The organism is Streptomyces sp. NPDC049687 (assembly GCF_044465285.1).
GTDB lineage: Bacteria > Actinomycetota > Actinomycetes > Streptomycetales > Streptomycetaceae > Streptomyces.
Genome location: NZ_JBITLN010000015.1, coordinates 36,473 through 52,362 on the forward strand (window position 1 = coordinate 36,473; position 15,890 = coordinate 52,362).

Annotated in this window: 15 protein-coding genes; 5 read left to right on the plus strand and 10 right to left on the minus strand. The window is 72.9% G+C overall.

Annotated elements, in window-relative coordinates:
- The first annotated feature begins 4 nt into the window (after positions 1 to 4).
- Positions 5 to 871 (plus strand): hypothetical protein, encoded by an 867-nt coding sequence (locus ACIBVL_RS35065; protein ID WP_399103796.1) that lies wholly within the window; start codon positions 5 to 7, stop codon positions 869 to 871.
- Between the two features lie 113 nt (positions 872 to 984).
- The gene (locus ACIBVL_RS35070) at positions 985 to 2,004 is read left to right on the plus strand and encodes a hypothetical protein (RefSeq protein WP_399103798.1); all 1,020 of its coding nucleotides are present in this window, start codon (positions 985 to 987) and stop codon (positions 2,002 to 2,004) included.
- 24 nt (positions 2,005 to 2,028) lie between these two features.
- On the opposite strand, the gene ACIBVL_RS35075 is transcribed toward ACIBVL_RS35070, so the two are convergent.
- The 7 genes from ACIBVL_RS35075 to ACIBVL_RS35105 form a co-directional block, all read right to left on the minus strand.
- The gene (locus ACIBVL_RS35075) at positions 2,029 to 2,556 is read right to left on the minus strand and encodes a DUF3291 domain-containing protein (RefSeq protein WP_399103800.1); all 528 of its coding nucleotides are present in this window, start codon (positions 2,554 to 2,556) and stop codon (positions 2,029 to 2,031) included.
- A gap of 45 nt (positions 2,557 to 2,601) precedes the next feature.
- Positions 2,602 to 4,059, minus strand: coding sequence for a peptidoglycan D,D-transpeptidase FtsI family protein (locus tag ACIBVL_RS35080; protein ID WP_399103802.1), 1,458 nt, complete (start codon positions 4,057 to 4,059; stop codon positions 2,602 to 2,604).
- Positions 4,060 to 4,075: 16 nt separating this feature from the next.
- Complete coding sequence (locus ACIBVL_RS35085; RefSeq protein WP_399103804.1) at positions 4,076 to 5,452, minus strand: FtsW/RodA/SpoVE family cell cycle protein; 1,377 nt, start codon at positions 5,450 to 5,452, stop codon at positions 4,076 to 4,078.
- A 53-nt stretch (positions 5,453 to 5,505) separates the two neighbouring features.
- Positions 5,506 to 6,123, minus strand: a complete 618-nt coding sequence (locus ACIBVL_RS35090) for an SH3 domain-containing protein (protein ID WP_399103806.1) — start codon at positions 6,121 to 6,123, stop codon at positions 5,506 to 5,508.
- A gap of 70 nt (positions 6,124 to 6,193) precedes the next feature.
- A complete protein-coding gene (locus ACIBVL_RS35095; RefSeq protein WP_399103808.1) occupies positions 6,194 to 7,471 on the minus strand; it encodes an ATP-binding protein in 1,278 nt (425 codons plus the stop codon).
- On the minus strand, positions 7,468 to 8,268 hold the full coding sequence (locus tag ACIBVL_RS35100) for a hypothetical protein (RefSeq protein WP_399103810.1): 801 nt from the start codon (positions 8,266 to 8,268) through the stop codon (positions 7,468 to 7,470). The genes ACIBVL_RS35095 and ACIBVL_RS35100 overlap by 4 nt, the downstream gene beginning before the upstream one ends.
- An 88-nt stretch (positions 8,269 to 8,356) precedes the next feature.
- Entirely contained in the window at positions 8,357 to 8,866 is a 510-nt protein-coding gene (locus ACIBVL_RS35105) for a protein phosphatase (protein ID WP_399103812.1), read from the minus strand.
- Positions 8,867 to 8,984: 118 nt separating this feature from the next.
- Between ACIBVL_RS35105 and ACIBVL_RS35110 the strand changes: the two genes are divergently transcribed.
- The gene (locus ACIBVL_RS35110) at positions 8,985 to 9,788 is read left to right on the plus strand and encodes a nuclease-related domain-containing protein (protein ID WP_399103814.1); all 804 of its coding nucleotides are present in this window, start codon (positions 8,985 to 8,987) and stop codon (positions 9,786 to 9,788) included.
- A 202-nt stretch (positions 9,789 to 9,990) separates the two neighbouring features.
- Here ACIBVL_RS35110 and ligD read toward each other — a convergent pair whose 3' ends face one another.
- A complete protein-coding gene (gene ligD, locus ACIBVL_RS35115; RefSeq protein ID WP_399103816.1) occupies positions 9,991 to 10,881 on the minus strand; it encodes a non-homologous end-joining DNA ligase in 891 nt (296 codons plus the stop codon).
- A 118-nt stretch (positions 10,882 to 10,999) separates the two neighbouring features.
- On the opposite strand from ligD, the gene ACIBVL_RS35120 reads away from it, so the two are divergent.
- Positions 11,000 to 12,070: a Ku protein gene (locus ACIBVL_RS35120; protein ID WP_399103818.1), complete on the plus strand. Its 1,071-nt coding sequence runs from the start codon at positions 11,000 to 11,002 to the stop codon at positions 12,068 to 12,070.
- A 131-nt stretch (positions 12,071 to 12,201) separates the two neighbouring features.
- On the plus strand, positions 12,202 to 12,393 hold the full coding sequence (locus ACIBVL_RS35125; RefSeq protein WP_399103820.1) for a hypothetical protein: 192 nt from the start codon (positions 12,202 to 12,204) through the stop codon (positions 12,391 to 12,393).
- A 66-nt stretch (positions 12,394 to 12,459) separates the two neighbouring features.
- Here the strand turns inward: ACIBVL_RS35125 and ACIBVL_RS35130 are convergent, their stop codons facing one another.
- Together ACIBVL_RS35130 and ACIBVL_RS35135 are read right to left on the minus strand one after the other, a co-directional pair.
- Positions 12,460 to 13,836 carry an acyltransferase gene (locus ACIBVL_RS35130; protein ID WP_399103822.1) on the minus strand — a complete coding sequence of 459 codons (1,377 nt, stop codon included), beginning with the start codon at positions 13,834 to 13,836 and terminating at the stop codon, positions 12,460 to 12,462.
- A 98-nt stretch (positions 13,837 to 13,934) separates the two neighbouring features.
- Positions 13,935 to 15,869 carry an SMI1/KNR4 family protein gene (locus ACIBVL_RS35135; RefSeq protein ID WP_399103824.1) on the minus strand — a complete coding sequence of 645 codons (1,935 nt, stop codon included), beginning with the start codon at positions 15,867 to 15,869 and terminating at the stop codon, positions 13,935 to 13,937.
- Positions 15,870 to 15,890 lie beyond the last annotated feature (21 nt).

Consider the following 15,890-nt stretch of genomic DNA (forward strand, 5'->3'; position numbering starts at 1 on the left):
TGACGTGTCCACGCCCCCGCCGCCGCAGAACCCCTACGGCCCGCAGAACCCCTACGGCCCGCAGAATCCCTACGGCTCCCAGAACCCGTACGGTCAGCAGCAGCCCCCGCAGCCTCCCCCGGGCCCGTACGCCCCCGGCCCGTACGGTCAGCCGCCCGCCCCCCAACAGCCGTACGGCGCTCCGTACCCGCCGCCCTACGGCTGGGCCCCGCCCCCGAAGAAGAGCCGGGTCGGGCTGGTCCTCGGGATCGTGGGCGGAGTCGTCGGGCTGGCCGTGCTGGGTGTGGTGGCGCTCGTGCTGATCGGCATGAAGGTCGAGAGCGACTTCCCCGAGGCCGAGTACCGGCTCACGCTGCCCAAGACGCTGGACGACGGCCGCTACGAACTCACCGACGACCTCTCCGACACCGAGGGGCAGAGCATCGAAGACGAGATGGACGGCGCCTGGGACGCCAAGGTCACCGCTTCCAAGGTGGGTCAGTACAGCCTGGGGGGTGACGAGACCGCGGGCGCGCTGCTGGTCTCGGGCATGTACGGCCGCTTCCAGAACGCGGACGACAACCGCGACGCCATGCTGAAGGGAGTCGGCGAGGCCGACGGGCTGACGGTGGCCGTGAAGCCCAGGGACTTCCGCCCGAACGGCTCGGACACCACGGTCACCTGCGAGGTGGTCACTCAGGAGGAGGCCGGTACGACGCTGACGTATCCGGTCTGTGCCTGGGTGGACGGCAACACGGCGGCCGTGGTCGCCGAGATCACCGAGGAGAACGTCTCCCAGGACGCCTCGGACGTGGACCTGGAGGCAGCCGCCGAGACCACCCTCAAGATCCGCTCCGAGACCCGGAAGCCCCTCCGGCAGGACGCGAGTTGACAACAATGAGCCAACATCGTCTGGCTCGTTTTCCTCTCGAACTCAGGTACGATCGGCGCCCCCAGTGCTGCCGGATGCGTGCGGCGCCGCTCTCCTGAAAGGACGCCACACCCGTGTCCGCTCCGCTGCCACGCCGGTCGAAGGGGCCGTCGGCGATCGCCGCGGCCTCCGCTGCCAACGCCAGGGGTCTTTCCGGGTCCGAAGGCGACACCGGGGGCAGGCCCGAGCGGGAGACACCCGAGGCCGCGCCGCCGCCCATGCCCGCGGCGGCGGTCACCTTCGTGGCGGGGCTCAGTGGTTCGGTGCCGGTCGGGGCGGCCGACGACCCGGCCGGGGCGGTCCCCCGGCCCCCGGCCCCGGTCCGGCGGCGGCTGCCCCGGGCGGTGCCGGCGGCCGGCGCGGCGGTGGCGGTGGCCGCCCTGATCGGCGGCGCCCTGCTCATGACCGGCGGCGGTGACACGCGGCCGTCGGCATCGGCGCCGGGTGCCGCACCGGGCATCACGCACGGGGGGCCGTACGGCAGCCCGCCGAGCGTGACCGGCTCGGCCTCGCCGTCCATCTCGCCGTCCGCCTCGTCGTCGGCGGACCGCGCGAGCGCGTCGCCGAAGGCGTCGGCCAAGGGATCCGCCACCCCGGGTGGCGCCCCCACCACGGCGGCGGCCAAGTCGACGGCCACCACGGCCGCCGGTACCCAGCGTTCCGGCACCGGGTCGGGCAGCAGCGGCGGCGGCAGCTCCTGTGTCTCCACCGCGGGCTCGGGCGCCATCACCGACCACTCCGCCTGCGCCTCCTCGGGAACCCTCACGTTCCAGGCGACCTTCCACGCCTCGGAGTCCTTCTACCACGTCTTCATCAACACCGACGGCGACACCTCGACCGGCTACCAGCTCCCGTATCCGTCGCCGTCGGTCCTCGGCGCCGACTACATGATCGAGAACGGCGGCCTCTACCGCAGCCGGTCGACCGGCTGGAGCTGGACCGAGACCGCCGCCCGGCCCACGATGAAGGTCAGCGGCTCCACGCGGACCTGGACGCTGTCGCTGAGCACGCTCGGCTCACCGGCCGGGACACAGAGGGTGGAATTCAACGCGGGGTCCGACTACACGCCGGTGATCACCTTCAGTCCGAAGTAGCGGCCGGCCCGGCACGGGGCCCGCTCAGGCCGAGCAGCCCAGGTCCTCCGGCACCGCGAGGCGCACCGGTTCCGCGCCCTGCGCCGGGAACGAGGTGCGCAGCGTGAAGGCGTACGGGGTCGGACCGTTGGTCCGCAGGTGCAGCAGGCGAGACTCGGCCTCCGCGACCGTGGGGCGGTGGCCCGCCGGGACCCACCACAGCACCGCCATCGCCTCCCGCACCCGCTCGAACCACTCCCTGCGCCGGGCGAGCATCTCGCGGTGGCGGCCCTGGTACATGTACGCGGTGAGGGCGTCGCTGTCCCGCCACACCGACATGTTGACGATCAGCCACTCGTCCCCGAAGACCGGGATGGCGGTCGCGTCGCCGCTGTTGTCCTGGAGGCGCCACACGAAGCCGGGCGCCGCGTCGGCGTCCGCGTTGACGGGGTCGAGGGCGTCGACGAAGTCCTTCAACTCCGGGGAATCCAGGGGGAACTTGAGGCGGGCGAGGTTGACCTGGGCGAGTTCGAAGGCGGTGGTGTTCTCGAGAGGCGCGGCGGCTTCAGACATGAGCAAACCGTAGGACGGGCCTGTACGGTCCCGGAACCCCCCGTCTCACGACGTGAGCACCGCCTCCATCGCCGCCCGTGCGATCGGCGCCGCCATCCCGCCACCGGTGATCTCACCACGGTTCGCCGACCCGTCCTCCACGACCACCGCCACCGCGACACTCGGCTCGAATTCCCGCTCGCCCTGCGCCCAGGAGACGCACCAGGCGTACGGCGTCCCGGCGTTGCCGATGCCGTGCTGCGCGGTGCCGGTCTTGGCGCCGACCCGCGCGCCGGGGATCGCCGCGTTCGTCCCGGTGCCCTCGCGCACCACGTCCTCCATCAGCTCCCGCAGCCGCCTGGCGGTCGACGGATACATCGCCTGCCGTGCGGCACGGGAGCCGGCCGTGGCCACCGTGGCACCATCCCGCCGCGTCGTCCGCTCCACCACGTACGGCTGGCGCACCACGCCCCCGTTGGCCACCGCCGCCGCCACCATCGCCATCTGCAGGGGCGTCGCCCGGGTGTTGTACTGCCCGATCGACGACAGCGCGAGCTGCGCCCGGTCCAGCGAGGTGTCGAAGGTGCTGGTGGCGACCGAGAACGGAATCCGCACGCCGGTGTCGTTGAAGCCGAACGCCTGGGCCGTGCGCGACATCCGCGCCAGCCCCACATCCACCCCGAGCTTCGCGAACACCGTGTTGCACGACCACTCGAAGGCCTCCCGGAGCGGGGCGTTCGCACAGCCGTCGCCCTCGTTCGTCAGGCTCGTCGTCGTCCCCGGCAGCCGGTACGGCGCGGGCGAGTCGGTCGGCTCGTCCAGGTCCTTGATCACGCCCGCGTCCAGCGCCGCCGCCGCGGTCACCACCTTGAAGGTCGACCCCGGCGGATACGTCTGCCGCACCGCCCGGTTCAGCATCGGCTTCTCCGGATCGCCGTTCAGCCGCGCCCAGGCCTGTTCGGCCCCGGCGTCGTTCCCGGACAGCAGGGAAGGGTCGTACGACGGACTGGACACCAGCGCGAGCACCCGCCCCGTCGCCGGTTCCACCGCCGCCACCGCGCCCTTGCGGCCGCCCAGCGCCTCGTACGCGGCCCGCTGGACACGGCTGTCGAGCGTCGTGACGACCATCCCGCCGGGCGGGCGGCCCCGCGTCACGTCGTTCCACAGCGGGAACGGCGACAGCATCGGGTCCACGCCGGACAGCACGTCGTCCTCGGCGTGCTCCAGGAACGTCGTCCCGTACTCCTGCGAGGCGAAGCCGGTCACCGGCGCGTACAACGGCCCGTCGCGGTACGTCCGTTCGTAGCGCAGCTGCTCGCCGGTGTCCCGGGAACCGGTGACGGGGCGGCCGTCGACCAGGATGTCACCGCGCGGCTGGCCGTAACGGGCGATGGACCCACGGCGGTTGGCCGCGTTGTCGTCGTAACGGGCGGACTGGACGACCTGGACACGCAGGGCGTTGGCCAGGAGCGCCAACAGGAGCAGGGCGCAGAAGGCGGCGGCGTGCCGGATGTGCCGGGTCATGCCGTTTCCTCGCCGGTCATGGTGCCGCCTTTCCGTCGTACTGGCGCCGCGCCGAGTCGCTCACCCGGATCAGCAGCGCCACGATCGCCCAGTTGGTGACCACCGACGAGCCGCCCTGCGCCAGGAACGGCATCGCCATGCCCGTCAGGGGGATCAGCCCGGTCACCCCGCCCGCGATCACGAACACCTGCACCGCCACGATCGAGGCGAGGCCGATGGCCAGCAGCCGCCCGAAGGGGTCCCGCAGGGCCAGACCCGCCCGGTAGCCGCGTTCCACCAGCAGGCCGTAGAGGAGGAAGAGCGCCGACAGACCGGCCAGACCCAGCTCCTCGCCCGCCGTCGCCAGGATGAAGTCCGACTTCGCGGCGAAGCCGATGAGGATGGAGTGCCCGAGCCCGAGTCCGGTGCCGAGCACACCTCCCGCCGAGAACGAGAAGAGGGACTGGGCCAGCTGGTTGGGCCCCAGGCCCGCCTCGATCGACGCGAACGGGTGCAGCCAGTCCTCGATCCTGCTGTGGACATGCGGTTCGAGCCGGCCGACGGCCACCGCGCCGAGCACCGCCAGCAGCAGCCCGACCGCGATCCAGCCGGTGCGGCCGGTGGCGACGTACAGCATGATCACGAACAGGCCGAAGAAGAGGAGCGAGGTGCCGAGGTCCCGCTCCAGGACCAGCACGCCCACGCTCACCAGCCAGATCGCGACGATCGGCCCGAGCACCCGGCCGGTCGGCAGCTGTATGAACCAGATCTTCCGGCCCGCGTACGCCAGCGCCGTGCGGTTGGCCGCCAGGTACGCGGCGAAGAACACCGCGAGCAGCACCTTCGCGAACTCCCCCGGCTGGATGGAGAACCCGGCGATCCGGATCCAGATCCGGGCGCCGTTCACCGCCGGGAAGAGGATCGGCAGCGTGAGGAGGGCGAGCGCGGCGACCACGCAGACGTACGCGTACCGCTGGAGGACACGGTGGTCGCGCAGCGCCGCCACGACGACGATGAACAGACCGATGCCCAGGGTGGACCAGACGAGTTGGGTGGGGGCGGCGTGGTCGCCGGGGGTCTCCAGGTCCAGCCGGTAGATCAGCACCAGACCGATGCCGTTCAGCAGCACGCCGATCGGGAGCAGCAGCGGATCGCCGTAGGGGGCGCGCAGGCGTACGGCCAGGTGCGCCAGCAGCGCGAGCACGCCGAGCCCGGCGCCGTAACCCGCGGCGCCGGGCGGGACGGTGCCGTTCTTGGCGAGGCCGACCGCGCAGTAGCCGTACACGGAGAGCAGGACGGCCACGACGATGAGGGCGAGTTCGACGCCGCGGCGCCGGGGGAGGCGTACGGCGGGGTCGGCGGGGACGCCGGCGGCCGCCACTGGGGTCGCGGCTCCGGCTCCGGCTCTCGTCATGCCCGGAACTTACCCAAATGGGGCTCCTTGTGAGCCTTGGACGTTTTTTCGTGTCAGCACCAGCGCGGGGCCTCGCCGATGTTGTCGATGTAGCGCGCCGCGCCCCAGGCCCAGGTGCCGTCCGTGAGGAGGTACCAGAGGGGGTTGCCCTGCACGTTCTGCCCGGCGGTCTTGCAGAAGATGGAGACGATCTCGCCGCGGTGCGCGACCCGGATCACCTGGCTGGCCCTGGTCGGCCTGCTGCGCAGGAGCAGTTGGCTCGCGGTGACGCGGCCCCGGTACAGGCGCTGGTCGTTGTTGTGGCCGCCGCCGCCCTGGTGCCAGCCGTTGCCGTCCCCGCCTTGGCCGCTGCCCTGGTGCCAGCCGTTGCCGTCCCCGCCTTGGCCGCTGCCCTGGTTCGAGTGGCCCCCGTTGCCCCCTTGGCCGCCGTTGCCGCCTTGGTTCTGCCAGGAATTCCCGTTGCCGCCCGGGTCGTTGCCGTTGCCGTTCCAGCCTCCGTCGTCACCCCCGCCCTGACTCCCGTTGTTCCCCGCACTGGAGCCGGGGTCACCGCCACCGTTCCCGTTCCAGCCGTCGTCGGCGGTGGCGGGGGTGACGGCGGCCGCGGTGACCAGTGCGCCGACGGCGGTCGCCAGGGCGAGGCGGGTGAGGGCGGAGCGGCGCAGGGACATGGCGATACCTCCATGAAGAGGGTGAAACTGACTAACCGCCACATTAGAAGTGCTGACCGGGCGTCGCCCGTCACGCTGGGCCATCGGGGAGGGTGTCACCGCCCGGAGGTGTCCGAGGAAGCGTCAGCGTGGCCACCGCCCCGCCGTCCGGCGCGTTGGCGAACTCCAGCCGGGCGCCCAGCACCTCCGCCTGGCCGACCGCGATGGTCAGTCCGAGCCCGTGGCCCTTCGCCCCGCCCTCCGTGCGGAACCGCTGCGGCCCGTGCGCGACGAGGTACTCCGGATAGCCGTCCCCGTGGTCCCGCACGGTGACCACCGGCCCGTCCACCGTGAGGACGACGGGTCCCCGCCCGTGCCGGTGCCCGTTGGCGACGAGATTGCCGAGCACCCGCTCGAGCCGCCGTCGGTCGGTCTCTGTCCGGGCGTCCCGTACGACCCTGATCTCGGTGTCGGTCCCCGACGCCCGCACCACCCGCCCGGCCAGCACCCCCAGCTCCTCGTCGTCGAGCTCCAGCCGCTCCCGCCCGGTGTCCAGCCGGGAGATCTCCAGCAGGTCCTCGGTGAGCGTGCGCAGCGCCGCCACCCGGTCGCGCACCAGCTCCGTGGGCCGGCCCGGCGGCAGCAGCTCGGCCGCCGCGTGCAGCCCGGTCAGCGGGGTGCGCAGTTCGTGCGCCACGTCGGCGGTGAAGCGCTGCTCGCTCTGCAGCTTGCCCTGGAGGGTCGCCGCCATGGTGTCGAGCGCGGCGGCCATGGCGGCCACCTCGTCCTGCGGCCGGCCCGGCTCCTTGGTACGGGGATCGTGCACCCGTGCGTCCAGGTCCCCGGCGCTGATCCGCCGGGCCACCTGTGCGGTGGTGTGCAGCCGCCGGGTCACCCGGGTCACCGCGAACGCGCCGACCAGCAGCGTCGCCCCGATGGCCAGTCCCGACGACCACAAGATCGCGGAGTCCAGACCCTCTATGGTTCCGGCGCTCTGCGCGTAGTCGACCTGGACGGCTAGGGCCCGCCCGCCGTCGGCCGGTCCGGCCGCCCACATCGTGGGGCGTCCCCGGTGGTCGGCGACCATCGTGCCGCGCTCCCCGTGCAGCGCCAGCGCCCGCAGCGAGGAGGGCAGTCCCGGCGGGTCCACGCCCGCGCCCCAGCCGAGTGTGTCCCCGGCCTCGAAGGCCGCCGTCGCGTCCTCGAGCCGGGACAGCGCGAGGTCACGGGCCTGGCCGACGGTCTGGTTCGTCACGGACACATGGACCAGGACGCCGAGCAGGGCGGCCAGCGCACAGCACATCACCGTGATGAACACGGCGGCCTTCACGGCGAGCGTGCCGGACCACCGGGGGAGCGCGAGCCTCATCGGCCGCTCGTGGAGGAGGAGGCGGACGGGGGCCGGGCCGGCGAGGGCGTCGGGCCGGGGGAGCGGCCGGCGGGACGCCTCGGGTCGCCGGTGCGCAGCATCTCGTCGTGGGTGAGCAGCATGGCGTGCTGCTGCTGGTCCCAGGTCCACTGCAGCCGGTACTCGTAGCCGGCGACCTCCGAGGGGGAGCGGATGATCACGGACCGCCCCGCCAGTTCGACCCCGCTCACGGCGTCCTCGTAGGCCATGACCTGTACGAGTCGCCGGTCGCGGACGGTGTAGACGCGTACGGCCGTGAGCTTGCCCGGCAGCTGACGGAAGCCGAGTGTCATCTCGTCGCGCCCGTCACCGGTCAGGTCACGGTAGTAGGCCTTGAGGACGGGACACTTGCGGCCCTGAGTCCCGCTCCTGCCGCAGTCGGCCATCAGCCGCGCGGTCTCGTCGTACGCGCCGGCGCCGTAGTCGCCCGGGGCGGCGGCGATCTCCGCGCGGACGACGGCGACCGGATCCACGTCCCGGATGTCGCCGTGGGGAACGGCGACCCCCTTGATCACCTTGGTGTCCACCTCGCCGATCTCGAAGGCCGGGCTGGAGGCGGGGGTCAGATGCGGCCAGAGCCTGTCCGGGCTCACCGCGGTCGGCGTGGCCCCCGCACTCTGCAGCTCACCGGCGTCGCCGCAGCCGGCGATCACCGAGGCCGACAGGGTGGCGAGGGCGAGGGCGCGGGCGGTGCGGCCGAGGCGGGGGAGACGGCGGGGACGACTGGGCGGCACGGGCTCGGGGCTCCTGTGATGCATGGCGATGCGGGACCCCGTACACCTTATTACCTATGGGTAGGTAAGTCCCTTTTGTGTATGGGGTGACTGGTGAAACGATTGTGCACGGTCACTCGGCCAGCTCCTCCAGCAGCCTGGCCGTGGGCAGCCCCGCCCGCAGGTACTCCACGAACAGCTCGTTGTGCAGGGCCCACGGCGAGCGCCGCGACCGTATCAGCCGGATCGACTCGTCGGCGGAGTGCCCCCGGCGCATCAGCGTGTGGCCGACGACGAGCCCCGAGCGGTTGTACCCGCTGTAGCACCGCACGAGGACGCTCCGCCCCTCGTCCAGGGCGTCACCGGCGGCCTGAGCCAGCCGGATCACCCCCGCGAGCTGGGTCCCGTCCAGCGGCCCGTCCGGAATCGGCCACACATGATGGACGACGTGGGGGTCGGGTCCATGCCCGTCCCGCGCCCGGGTCAGCGTCTGCACGAGATCGAACTCGTCCCGCACCACGGCGAGCACGGACTGCCCGGAGGCCCCCTGGTACTCGTGCCCGCCCATCCACAGCCCCGGCACGATCTCGTCCCACGGACGCTCCGGAGCCGGTACGTCGGGTTGCTTCCTGCGGCTCCGCAACGACGCCTCCCCACGCGCGCACCCTGAGCCCTATGACCTGCCCAACTCCTTCTCACGGTAACCGCCTTCTTGCCCTCGCAGCACCCCGCCTGTTCCCATGGTCGTGGGGTGATGGTGCATGAGCGGACTGCGCGTCGTACCAACCTGGCGGCACGGCCAGGAGCGGCTCTACGTCTGTCTCGCGGACGGCAGGAACATCGCCTGGTACGACCGTGAGGCAGCGAGGATCAACCTGCTCGTCGACGACCGCCGGGAGGACGTACTCCAAACGCTGGGCCCGTTCCTCACCGGCCCGGTCACGGTCGGCCCGCCCCCGGTACCGACCCCCGCGGAGCTGGCCCGCCTCGCCCTCCACCCGGACGACGACCTGGCCCCCAACCGCCCCGGCGAGGCCCTGCTGGTCGACCTGGACCGCGCCCCTGGCCCCGCCCACCGCCTCCGTCCCGACCCGCGCCGCCACGCGCTGGCCGCCGAGCAGACGATCGGCGAGGCCCTGGACCGCCTGGACGGGGCCGGCTGGCACACCCTGCACTCGATCCCGCTCCCCGGCGGCGACCGCGTCCACCACCTGGCCATCGGCCCGGGCGGCCTCTTCGCGATCCACGCCCTGCACGCGCGCAAGCAGCGCGTCCGCGTAGCCGACCCCCTGGTCACCCTGGGCCGCCGCCCCCCGGACGCCCTCCTGCGCCGCATCCGCTCCGACGCCGGCCGTGTCTCCTACGCCCTCACGGCCGAGGTCCACCCCGTGCTGGCCCTGGTCGGCCCGGCCGACGTCTCCTTCACCACCGCCCCCCGCGAGGTCCGCATCCTCACGGACCCCGAGATCGAGAGCTTCGCCCGCCTCGGCGCCGTCCTGAAACCGGCGGACGTGGAGGCGCTCCACGCGATGGCCCGCGACCGGAGAACCTGGTCGAAGGTGTGAGCCCTGGGGCCGCCGGTGCGCCTCGCTCGGCCGGGGCTCCCCTTCCGGGCGGGTCTCCGTCGCCCGGCCCGTCCGGTGTTCGAGGGCGGGTCCCGTTCAGGGCCCAAGAGGGTCCGGGGCCGCTGCCCCCGGCGGGGCCGAAGGGGCGGCGCCCCCGAGGAGGGGAACAGGTAAGGGCCGCGGAGGCGGAAAACCCCGCGGATCACGGCAGCGCCCCCGCCCGTCCGGCATCCAGCAAGGGCTCCAGCAGATCTCCCTGCTCCCGCACCCGCGCCGCGACATCCGACGCCCGCAACACCAACCGCTCCGCCGCCCGGAACTCGGCGACCTCCTCCACTTCCTCCCATCCCACCGGCGCCGAAACAGTCGGCTCCGCCCGGGCCCGCAACGTGTACGGCGCCGCCGTCGTCTTCCGTGCCGCGTTCTGACTCCAGTCCACGAACACCTTCCCCGGCCGCAGACTCCGCGTCATCCGGTGCAGTACCAGCCGGGGCATCGCCCGCTCCGCCTCCACGGCCAGCCGCTTGGCGTACTCGGTGACCCGTTCGGACGACGCCCCGCGCACCGCCGCCAGCAGGTGCAGCCCCTTCGACCCCGACGTCTTCGCATACGCCTCGATCCCGTCCCCGGCCAGCCGCTCCCGCAGCCACAACGCGACCTCGCAGCACTCCACCACACTCGCCGGGGCCCCGGGATCGAGGTCGAAAACAAGCCGGTCGGCCTGCTCGGGATCCTGAACCACCCACTGGGGCGTATGGAACTCGGTCACGAGGTTCGCCGCCCACACCAGGCTCGCCAGATCCTGCACCACCACCATCCGGGCCGGCCCCTCCGACCGCGGAACCTCGGCGGTGGTGACCCACTCGGGCGTCCCCGGTGGCACGTTCTTGGCGAAGAACATCTGCCCGTCGGGCCCGTCCGGATAGCGCAGAAAGGACAGCGCCCGGCCCCGCAGATGGGGGAGCAGCACGTCGGCGACGGTGACGTAGTAGTGCAGCACCTCGCCCTTGGTGAACCCGGTCGCCGGATACAGCACCTTCTCCAGATTGCTGAGCGCGAGCCTCCGCCCCTCCACCTCTGTGATCGGCGTCATACGATGAGAATCACACGAAACCGGCACAAAACGCCCGACGCGACGACATGGCCCGACACGACGACGCGGCCGGACCCGACGACTCGGCCCGCCACAACGCTTCAGGAGGACGCTGCCCGTGCGATCCATATGGAACGGCGCCATCTCCTTCGGCTTGGTCAGCATTCCGATCAAGCTGGTGAACGCCACCGAGAGCCACTCGATCTCCTTCCGCCAGATCCACACCGAGGACGGTGGCCGTATCCGCTACCGCAAGGTCTGCGAGCTGGAGGACCGCGAGGTGACCCAGTCGGAGATCGGCAAGGGGTACGAGGACGCCGACGGCACGATCATCCCCATCACCGACGACGACCTGGCCCATCTGCCGCTGCCGACGGCGAAGACGATCGAGATCGTGGGCTTCGTTCCGGTCGACCGGATCGACCCCCTCCAGATGGACGCCGCGTACTACCTCCAGGCGGGCGGCGCCCCCGCCGCCAAGCCGTACACCCTCCTGCGGGAGGCGCTGAAACGCAGCAACAAGGTCGGGATCGCGAAGTACGCGCTCCGGGGCCGGGAACGCCTGGGCATGCTCCGTGTGGTCGGCGACGCGATCGCCCTGCACGGCCTGCTCTGGCCGGACGAGGTCCGGGCCCCCGAGGACGTCGCCCCGGACACCGACGTCACGGTCCGCGAACAGGAACTCGACCTCGCGGACGCCCTCATGGACACCCTCGGCGAGGTCGACCTGGACGACCTGCACGACGAGTACCGCGAGGCCGTCGAAGAGGTCGTCGCCGCGAAGGCGGCCGGCGAGACGCCCCCCGAGGCCCCCGCCCCGCCGTCCGGCGGCAAGGTCCTGGACCTGATGGCGGCCCTGGAGAAGAGCGTGCGCGCCGCGAAGGAGTCGCGCGGCGAGGCCCCCGCCGAGGAGGCGGAGGTCAGATCCCTCCCGCGCGAGACGGCCCCCGCGTCCCCCAAGCAGACGGGCGGCAAGAAGTCGACGTCCGCCGCGAAGAAGACGGCATCGGCGTCCGGGTCCGCGCGGAAATCCACGGCCAGGACCGCGAAGACGGCGAAGTCGGCACAGGGCGCGAAGAAGGCGACGGCATCGAAGAACACGACGGCATCGAAGAACACGGAGGCCAAGAAGACCGCGGCGAAGAAGACGCCGGCGAAGAAGACCACCTCCCGCAAACGCCCCGCCTGACCGGACGCACCGCTCACCCTCCCCGGCCCCGTCCTGGTGGTCCCCGCCCGGTGGGGCAGCGCCCGCCACCGCCACCACTGCTGCGCGATGCCGGCCGAGGGGATGAACATCGCCGTGAACGTCTGCTCTCCGTGGCCGTCCGGGCGGGCGGCGCCGTGCCCGCCCTCCGCTCGGCCGAGACCGCCGCCCTCCGCTCGGCCGAGACCGCCGCCCTCCGCTCGGCCGAGACCGCCGCCCTCCGCTCGGCCGAGACCGCCGCGCACCGAACGGCCACGGTCGCCGAGCACGGCGAGACCCTGCCCGGCGGCGGAGTCACGTGGTGAGCGGCCGAACGGACCGTCGGCATGGGACGGCGGTTTCGCGCGCAGGGACACCCCGCCCCCACTCCCTCAAGCCGCCTCCTCCAGGGCACCCTCCACCGCCACCGGCCGGCGCGCACCCGCCCGCCCTCGCCCCGGGAACAGCACCAGCCCCGTCCCCACCGCCAGCCCCACCGCGGCGGCAACGGGAAACCGGCCGCCGTAGGCGAACCCGTGCCCGGCGAAGTACGTCAACGCCCCGACGCTCAGCCCCATCCCGGCCCACAGCCGCCATGCCGCCACCCCCCGGAGCCCCGCGTCGGGCCGCATCCGCCCCGACAGCTCCGCCAGCCCCCGCTCCAGCGGCCGCAGCGCTGCCACCACACCCCCCAGAACGCCCCCGAGCACCAGCAACCACGGCACCCGCATCGCCCACCAGGCCCCCGAGCCGTACTCGGGCTGAGGCGCGAGGCCGGTCAGATAGAAGGCGGCGGCCACCACCAGCACCGGCAGCATGTGCCACAGGTAGAGCGTCATACTGGCGGCCCCCATCCCCCGCACCACCCGCCACACAGCCGCCCGCTCCACCACCCGCCGCACCCCCGGCGCCACCAGCAGACACACCCCGACCTGTGCCACCGCCCACGCCAGCATGGCCATCGACGGCGGGTTGGTGTTGCTGGGGTCCTGCCCGGTCACCAGGATCAGACTCACGGGAAACGGCCCGAGGCCGACGAGCAGCGCGAAACCGACCCCGCCCCCCACCGCCATGGCGGCCGGCAGGGCCCGTCGTCTCCCACCCTCGCCCAGCGACCCGTCCCGCCAGCAGAAGCCGAGCTGATAGACGACACCCCAGACGAGCAGATAGTTCAGCGCCCCCACGGCCTCGACGACCCCGCCGTACGACGCCCCGCCGGCACCCCCCACCACCAGCGTCCCCACCCCGAGAGCCACCACCCCCATCCCCACGGGCACCCGCGCCCCCCACCGCCGATGCAGCCCATACATCGCCGGCGTAAGGGCACTGAGCAGCAGATACACCGGCAGGAACCAGAACTGCATCGCCATCGCCCAGCCCACGAGAGCGAGCGTGCCCCGTTCCACGCCGACCGCCGAACTGACTCCGACGGCGAGGAGCACCAGACAGCTGTACGCGGCCACGGGCAGCAGCAACCGCACCGCCCGCTGCCCCACCCACCCCGCGCCCGTCGCACCGCCGGCCCGCGCCCGCTCCCAGGACCCGCTCGCCGCATGCCCCCCGGCGAGAAAGAACAACGGCATGATTTGGAAGCCCAGCGTGAGCCACTGCGTCCACGGCACGGCCGCCAACAACTCCGGCGCCGCGATCCGCCCGTCCGGATCCCGCACCAGCCCCGTGATCAACCAGTGCCCCGCCACGACGAGCAGAATGGCCCACGCCCGCAAGAAATCGACATACCGATCCCGACTGCCGCCCATGCCCGGCATGCTTCCCCCCTTCCAACTCCAGGGCACCGAAGAGCCCTTGTCGCAACCAAGCCGTGCCCAGGACGACATCCCCGGCGTCCGGCCCGGCCCCGGTCCCGTTACTCGTTCCGAGACCGCACGAAACGGAGGACGGCGATCCGCTCGCCGGGCTCCGGCGGCCGGGTCCAGGACCGGGTGGTAAGGGTGTACGCCCGCCCCCGGGTCACGGCGAACCGGGGGATCCGCACCCCGAACTCGCCCGCGACGGCGTCCAGGAGCCCCGCCTCACCCGCACGGCCGCTCCCGAAGAAGCGGTCCGGATCGAGCGACCCGGGTACGGCTCCCCGCCGGTCGGTCGTCTCGTCCCCCCGGACCGTGAACGCGTACCGCTCCTCGCCGTCCTCCGCGACGGAGAGGTGGAAGACACCCGGCGGCCCGGGACGCACGGCGGGGGAGCTCCACACCACCACCGCCCGGCCCCCTTTCCTGCCGTCAGGAGCGTGCCCGCCCCGCGAGGCGACAACGGCCGGCGACACGAACCGCTGCGCGTTGAACGGATGCGGCCGCCCGTCGAACGCGAAACTCCACTCCGGCCCCGCCAGACCGACCGCCGTGGTCGCCCGGTCCTCCCAGTCGGCTGCGGCCTCCCGCCCGGCGTCGCGCCCCGCCCCGAAGAACACCTCGAACCGGCTCTCCGGCCCCCGCAGTCCGGACCCGCCCTCGGCCCCTATGAGGGCGGGCAACTCGTCCGGCCGGACCCCCTCGACGAGGACGAACCGGTACCCCGCCCGCAGCTCACTGTCCTCCGCGTCGGCCAGCCAGGCCAGCCCCGGAGGGTCGATGTCGGCCGCGGGCACGGGCGGATCCCCCGTCTCTCCGGCCCGGGGGGTGGCCAGCAACTCCAGTCCCCGCTCCCGGACACCGCACACCGGACCGAGGAAGGGATCGGCCAGCAGCCCGACCGGCGCCAGCAGCTCCGGTCCCCTGGGCCGCCACTGCGGCAGTGCGGCTCGCAGAATGCGCCAGGCCTCGTCGCTGAGCCCCCAACGGGCCGCTTCCCGGGCCTCCTCCACGGCCCGGCCGAACGGCCCCTCCGCGCTGTACAGATACGAACCGTCCCGCACCTGCCGCAGCACGGAGTCCCCCAGTTCCCGCACGGACCTGTCCGCGGTCTGCAGACGCATGGTCCAGGTGCTGTCGTCCTTCCAGCTGTCGCGGGCGTGATCGGCCGCGAGCACGGGCAGCAACTCGGGCGCATGCACGGGATCTGCGGCCAGCGGCCAGAAATCGACCATGTAACTGTGTCCGGACAGCCGCCGTATCTGGTCGTACAGCCCTCTCGCGCGAGGCCTGCCGTACTCCTTCGCCTCGGCCAGCACGGCCTCCGCCCGCTCGTACCGCCCGCCCAGGGCGTCCAGCCGGGCCTGCTCCACCGACGCGTCCAGCGCCCGGGTGGTGTCGTTGACGAAGGCGGACCCCAGCCGGCCCGCCGCCAGATTGTGGAACTCCCGGTGCATCGCCCGCATGTACTCCCGGAAGGAGCCGTACCGCGTGGGCGGGGCGGCGTGCCAGGACGCCCAGACGTACACGGCCCACTCACCCGAGTCGTCCACGTCCCCCGGATCCATCAGCACGTACATCGCGTCCGCCTCGACGCTCAACTGCAGCGCCCGTCCCCACATCCCCGCGAGCAGCACGTCCGCCGGTGCCGGGTCCTCCTCCAGCTCACCCGGAAAGTACTCGCTGAGCCCCGCGGCGTCCTGATGCCACGTCAACTGCTCAGTCCCGGCGAGCACCCAGACGAACCCGCCCGCGTGCCGCCACCCGTCGCTCACCTCCAGGAACGCCCGGTACGAAGGCGGCAGCCGACACCCGAGCCGCTCCTCGGCAGCCGCGATCCGTGCCTCGTCCGCGCCGGCGAATCCGAGCCACCGCTCCCGCAGAGGCCCCTCGTCCCGCGCCCCGACCTCCTCCCCGGGCTCCCGGGCATCAGCCCACTCCGCACTCCACTCCACCAGGAACTCACGCCACTCGAACCCACCCGTTCCGACCATGCAGCCATGCTGACACCCGCC

Coding starts and splice junctions, on each gene's coding strand:
- ligD (WP_399103816.1), bottom strand. CDS start 10,881: ATGACGCCGATCACAGAGGTGGAGGGGCGGAGGCTCGCGCTCAGCAAT.
- ACIBVL_RS35095 (WP_399103808.1), bottom strand. CDS start 7,471: ATGAGGCTCGCGCTCCCCCGGTGGTCCGGCACGCTCGCCGTGAAGGCC.
- ACIBVL_RS35135 (WP_399103824.1), bottom strand. CDS start 15,869: ATGGTCGGAACGGGTGGGTTCGAGTGGCGTGAGTTCCTGGTGGAGTGG.
- ACIBVL_RS35090 (WP_399103806.1), bottom strand. CDS start 6,123: ATGTCCCTGCGCCGCTCCGCCCTCACCCGCCTCGCCCTGGCGACCGCC.
- ACIBVL_RS35075 (WP_399103800.1), bottom strand. CDS start 2,556: ATGTCTGAAGCCGCCGCGCCTCTCGAGAACACCACCGCCTTCGAACTC.
- ACIBVL_RS35130 (WP_399103822.1), bottom strand. CDS start 13,836: ATGCCGGGCATGGGCGGCAGTCGGGATCGGTATGTCGATTTCTTGCGG.
- ACIBVL_RS35085 (WP_399103804.1), bottom strand. CDS start 5,452: ATGACGAGAGCCGGAGCCGGAGCCGCGACCCCAGTGGCGGCCGCCGGC.
- ACIBVL_RS35110 (WP_399103814.1), top strand. CDS start 8,985: ATGAGCGGACTGCGCGTCGTACCAACCTGGCGGCACGGCCAGGAGCGG.
- ACIBVL_RS35080 (WP_399103802.1), bottom strand. CDS start 4,059: ATGACCCGGCACATCCGGCACGCCGCCGCCTTCTGCGCCCTGCTCCTG.
- ACIBVL_RS35100 (WP_399103810.1), bottom strand. CDS start 8,268: ATGCATCACAGGAGCCCCGAGCCCGTGCCGCCCAGTCGTCCCCGCCGT.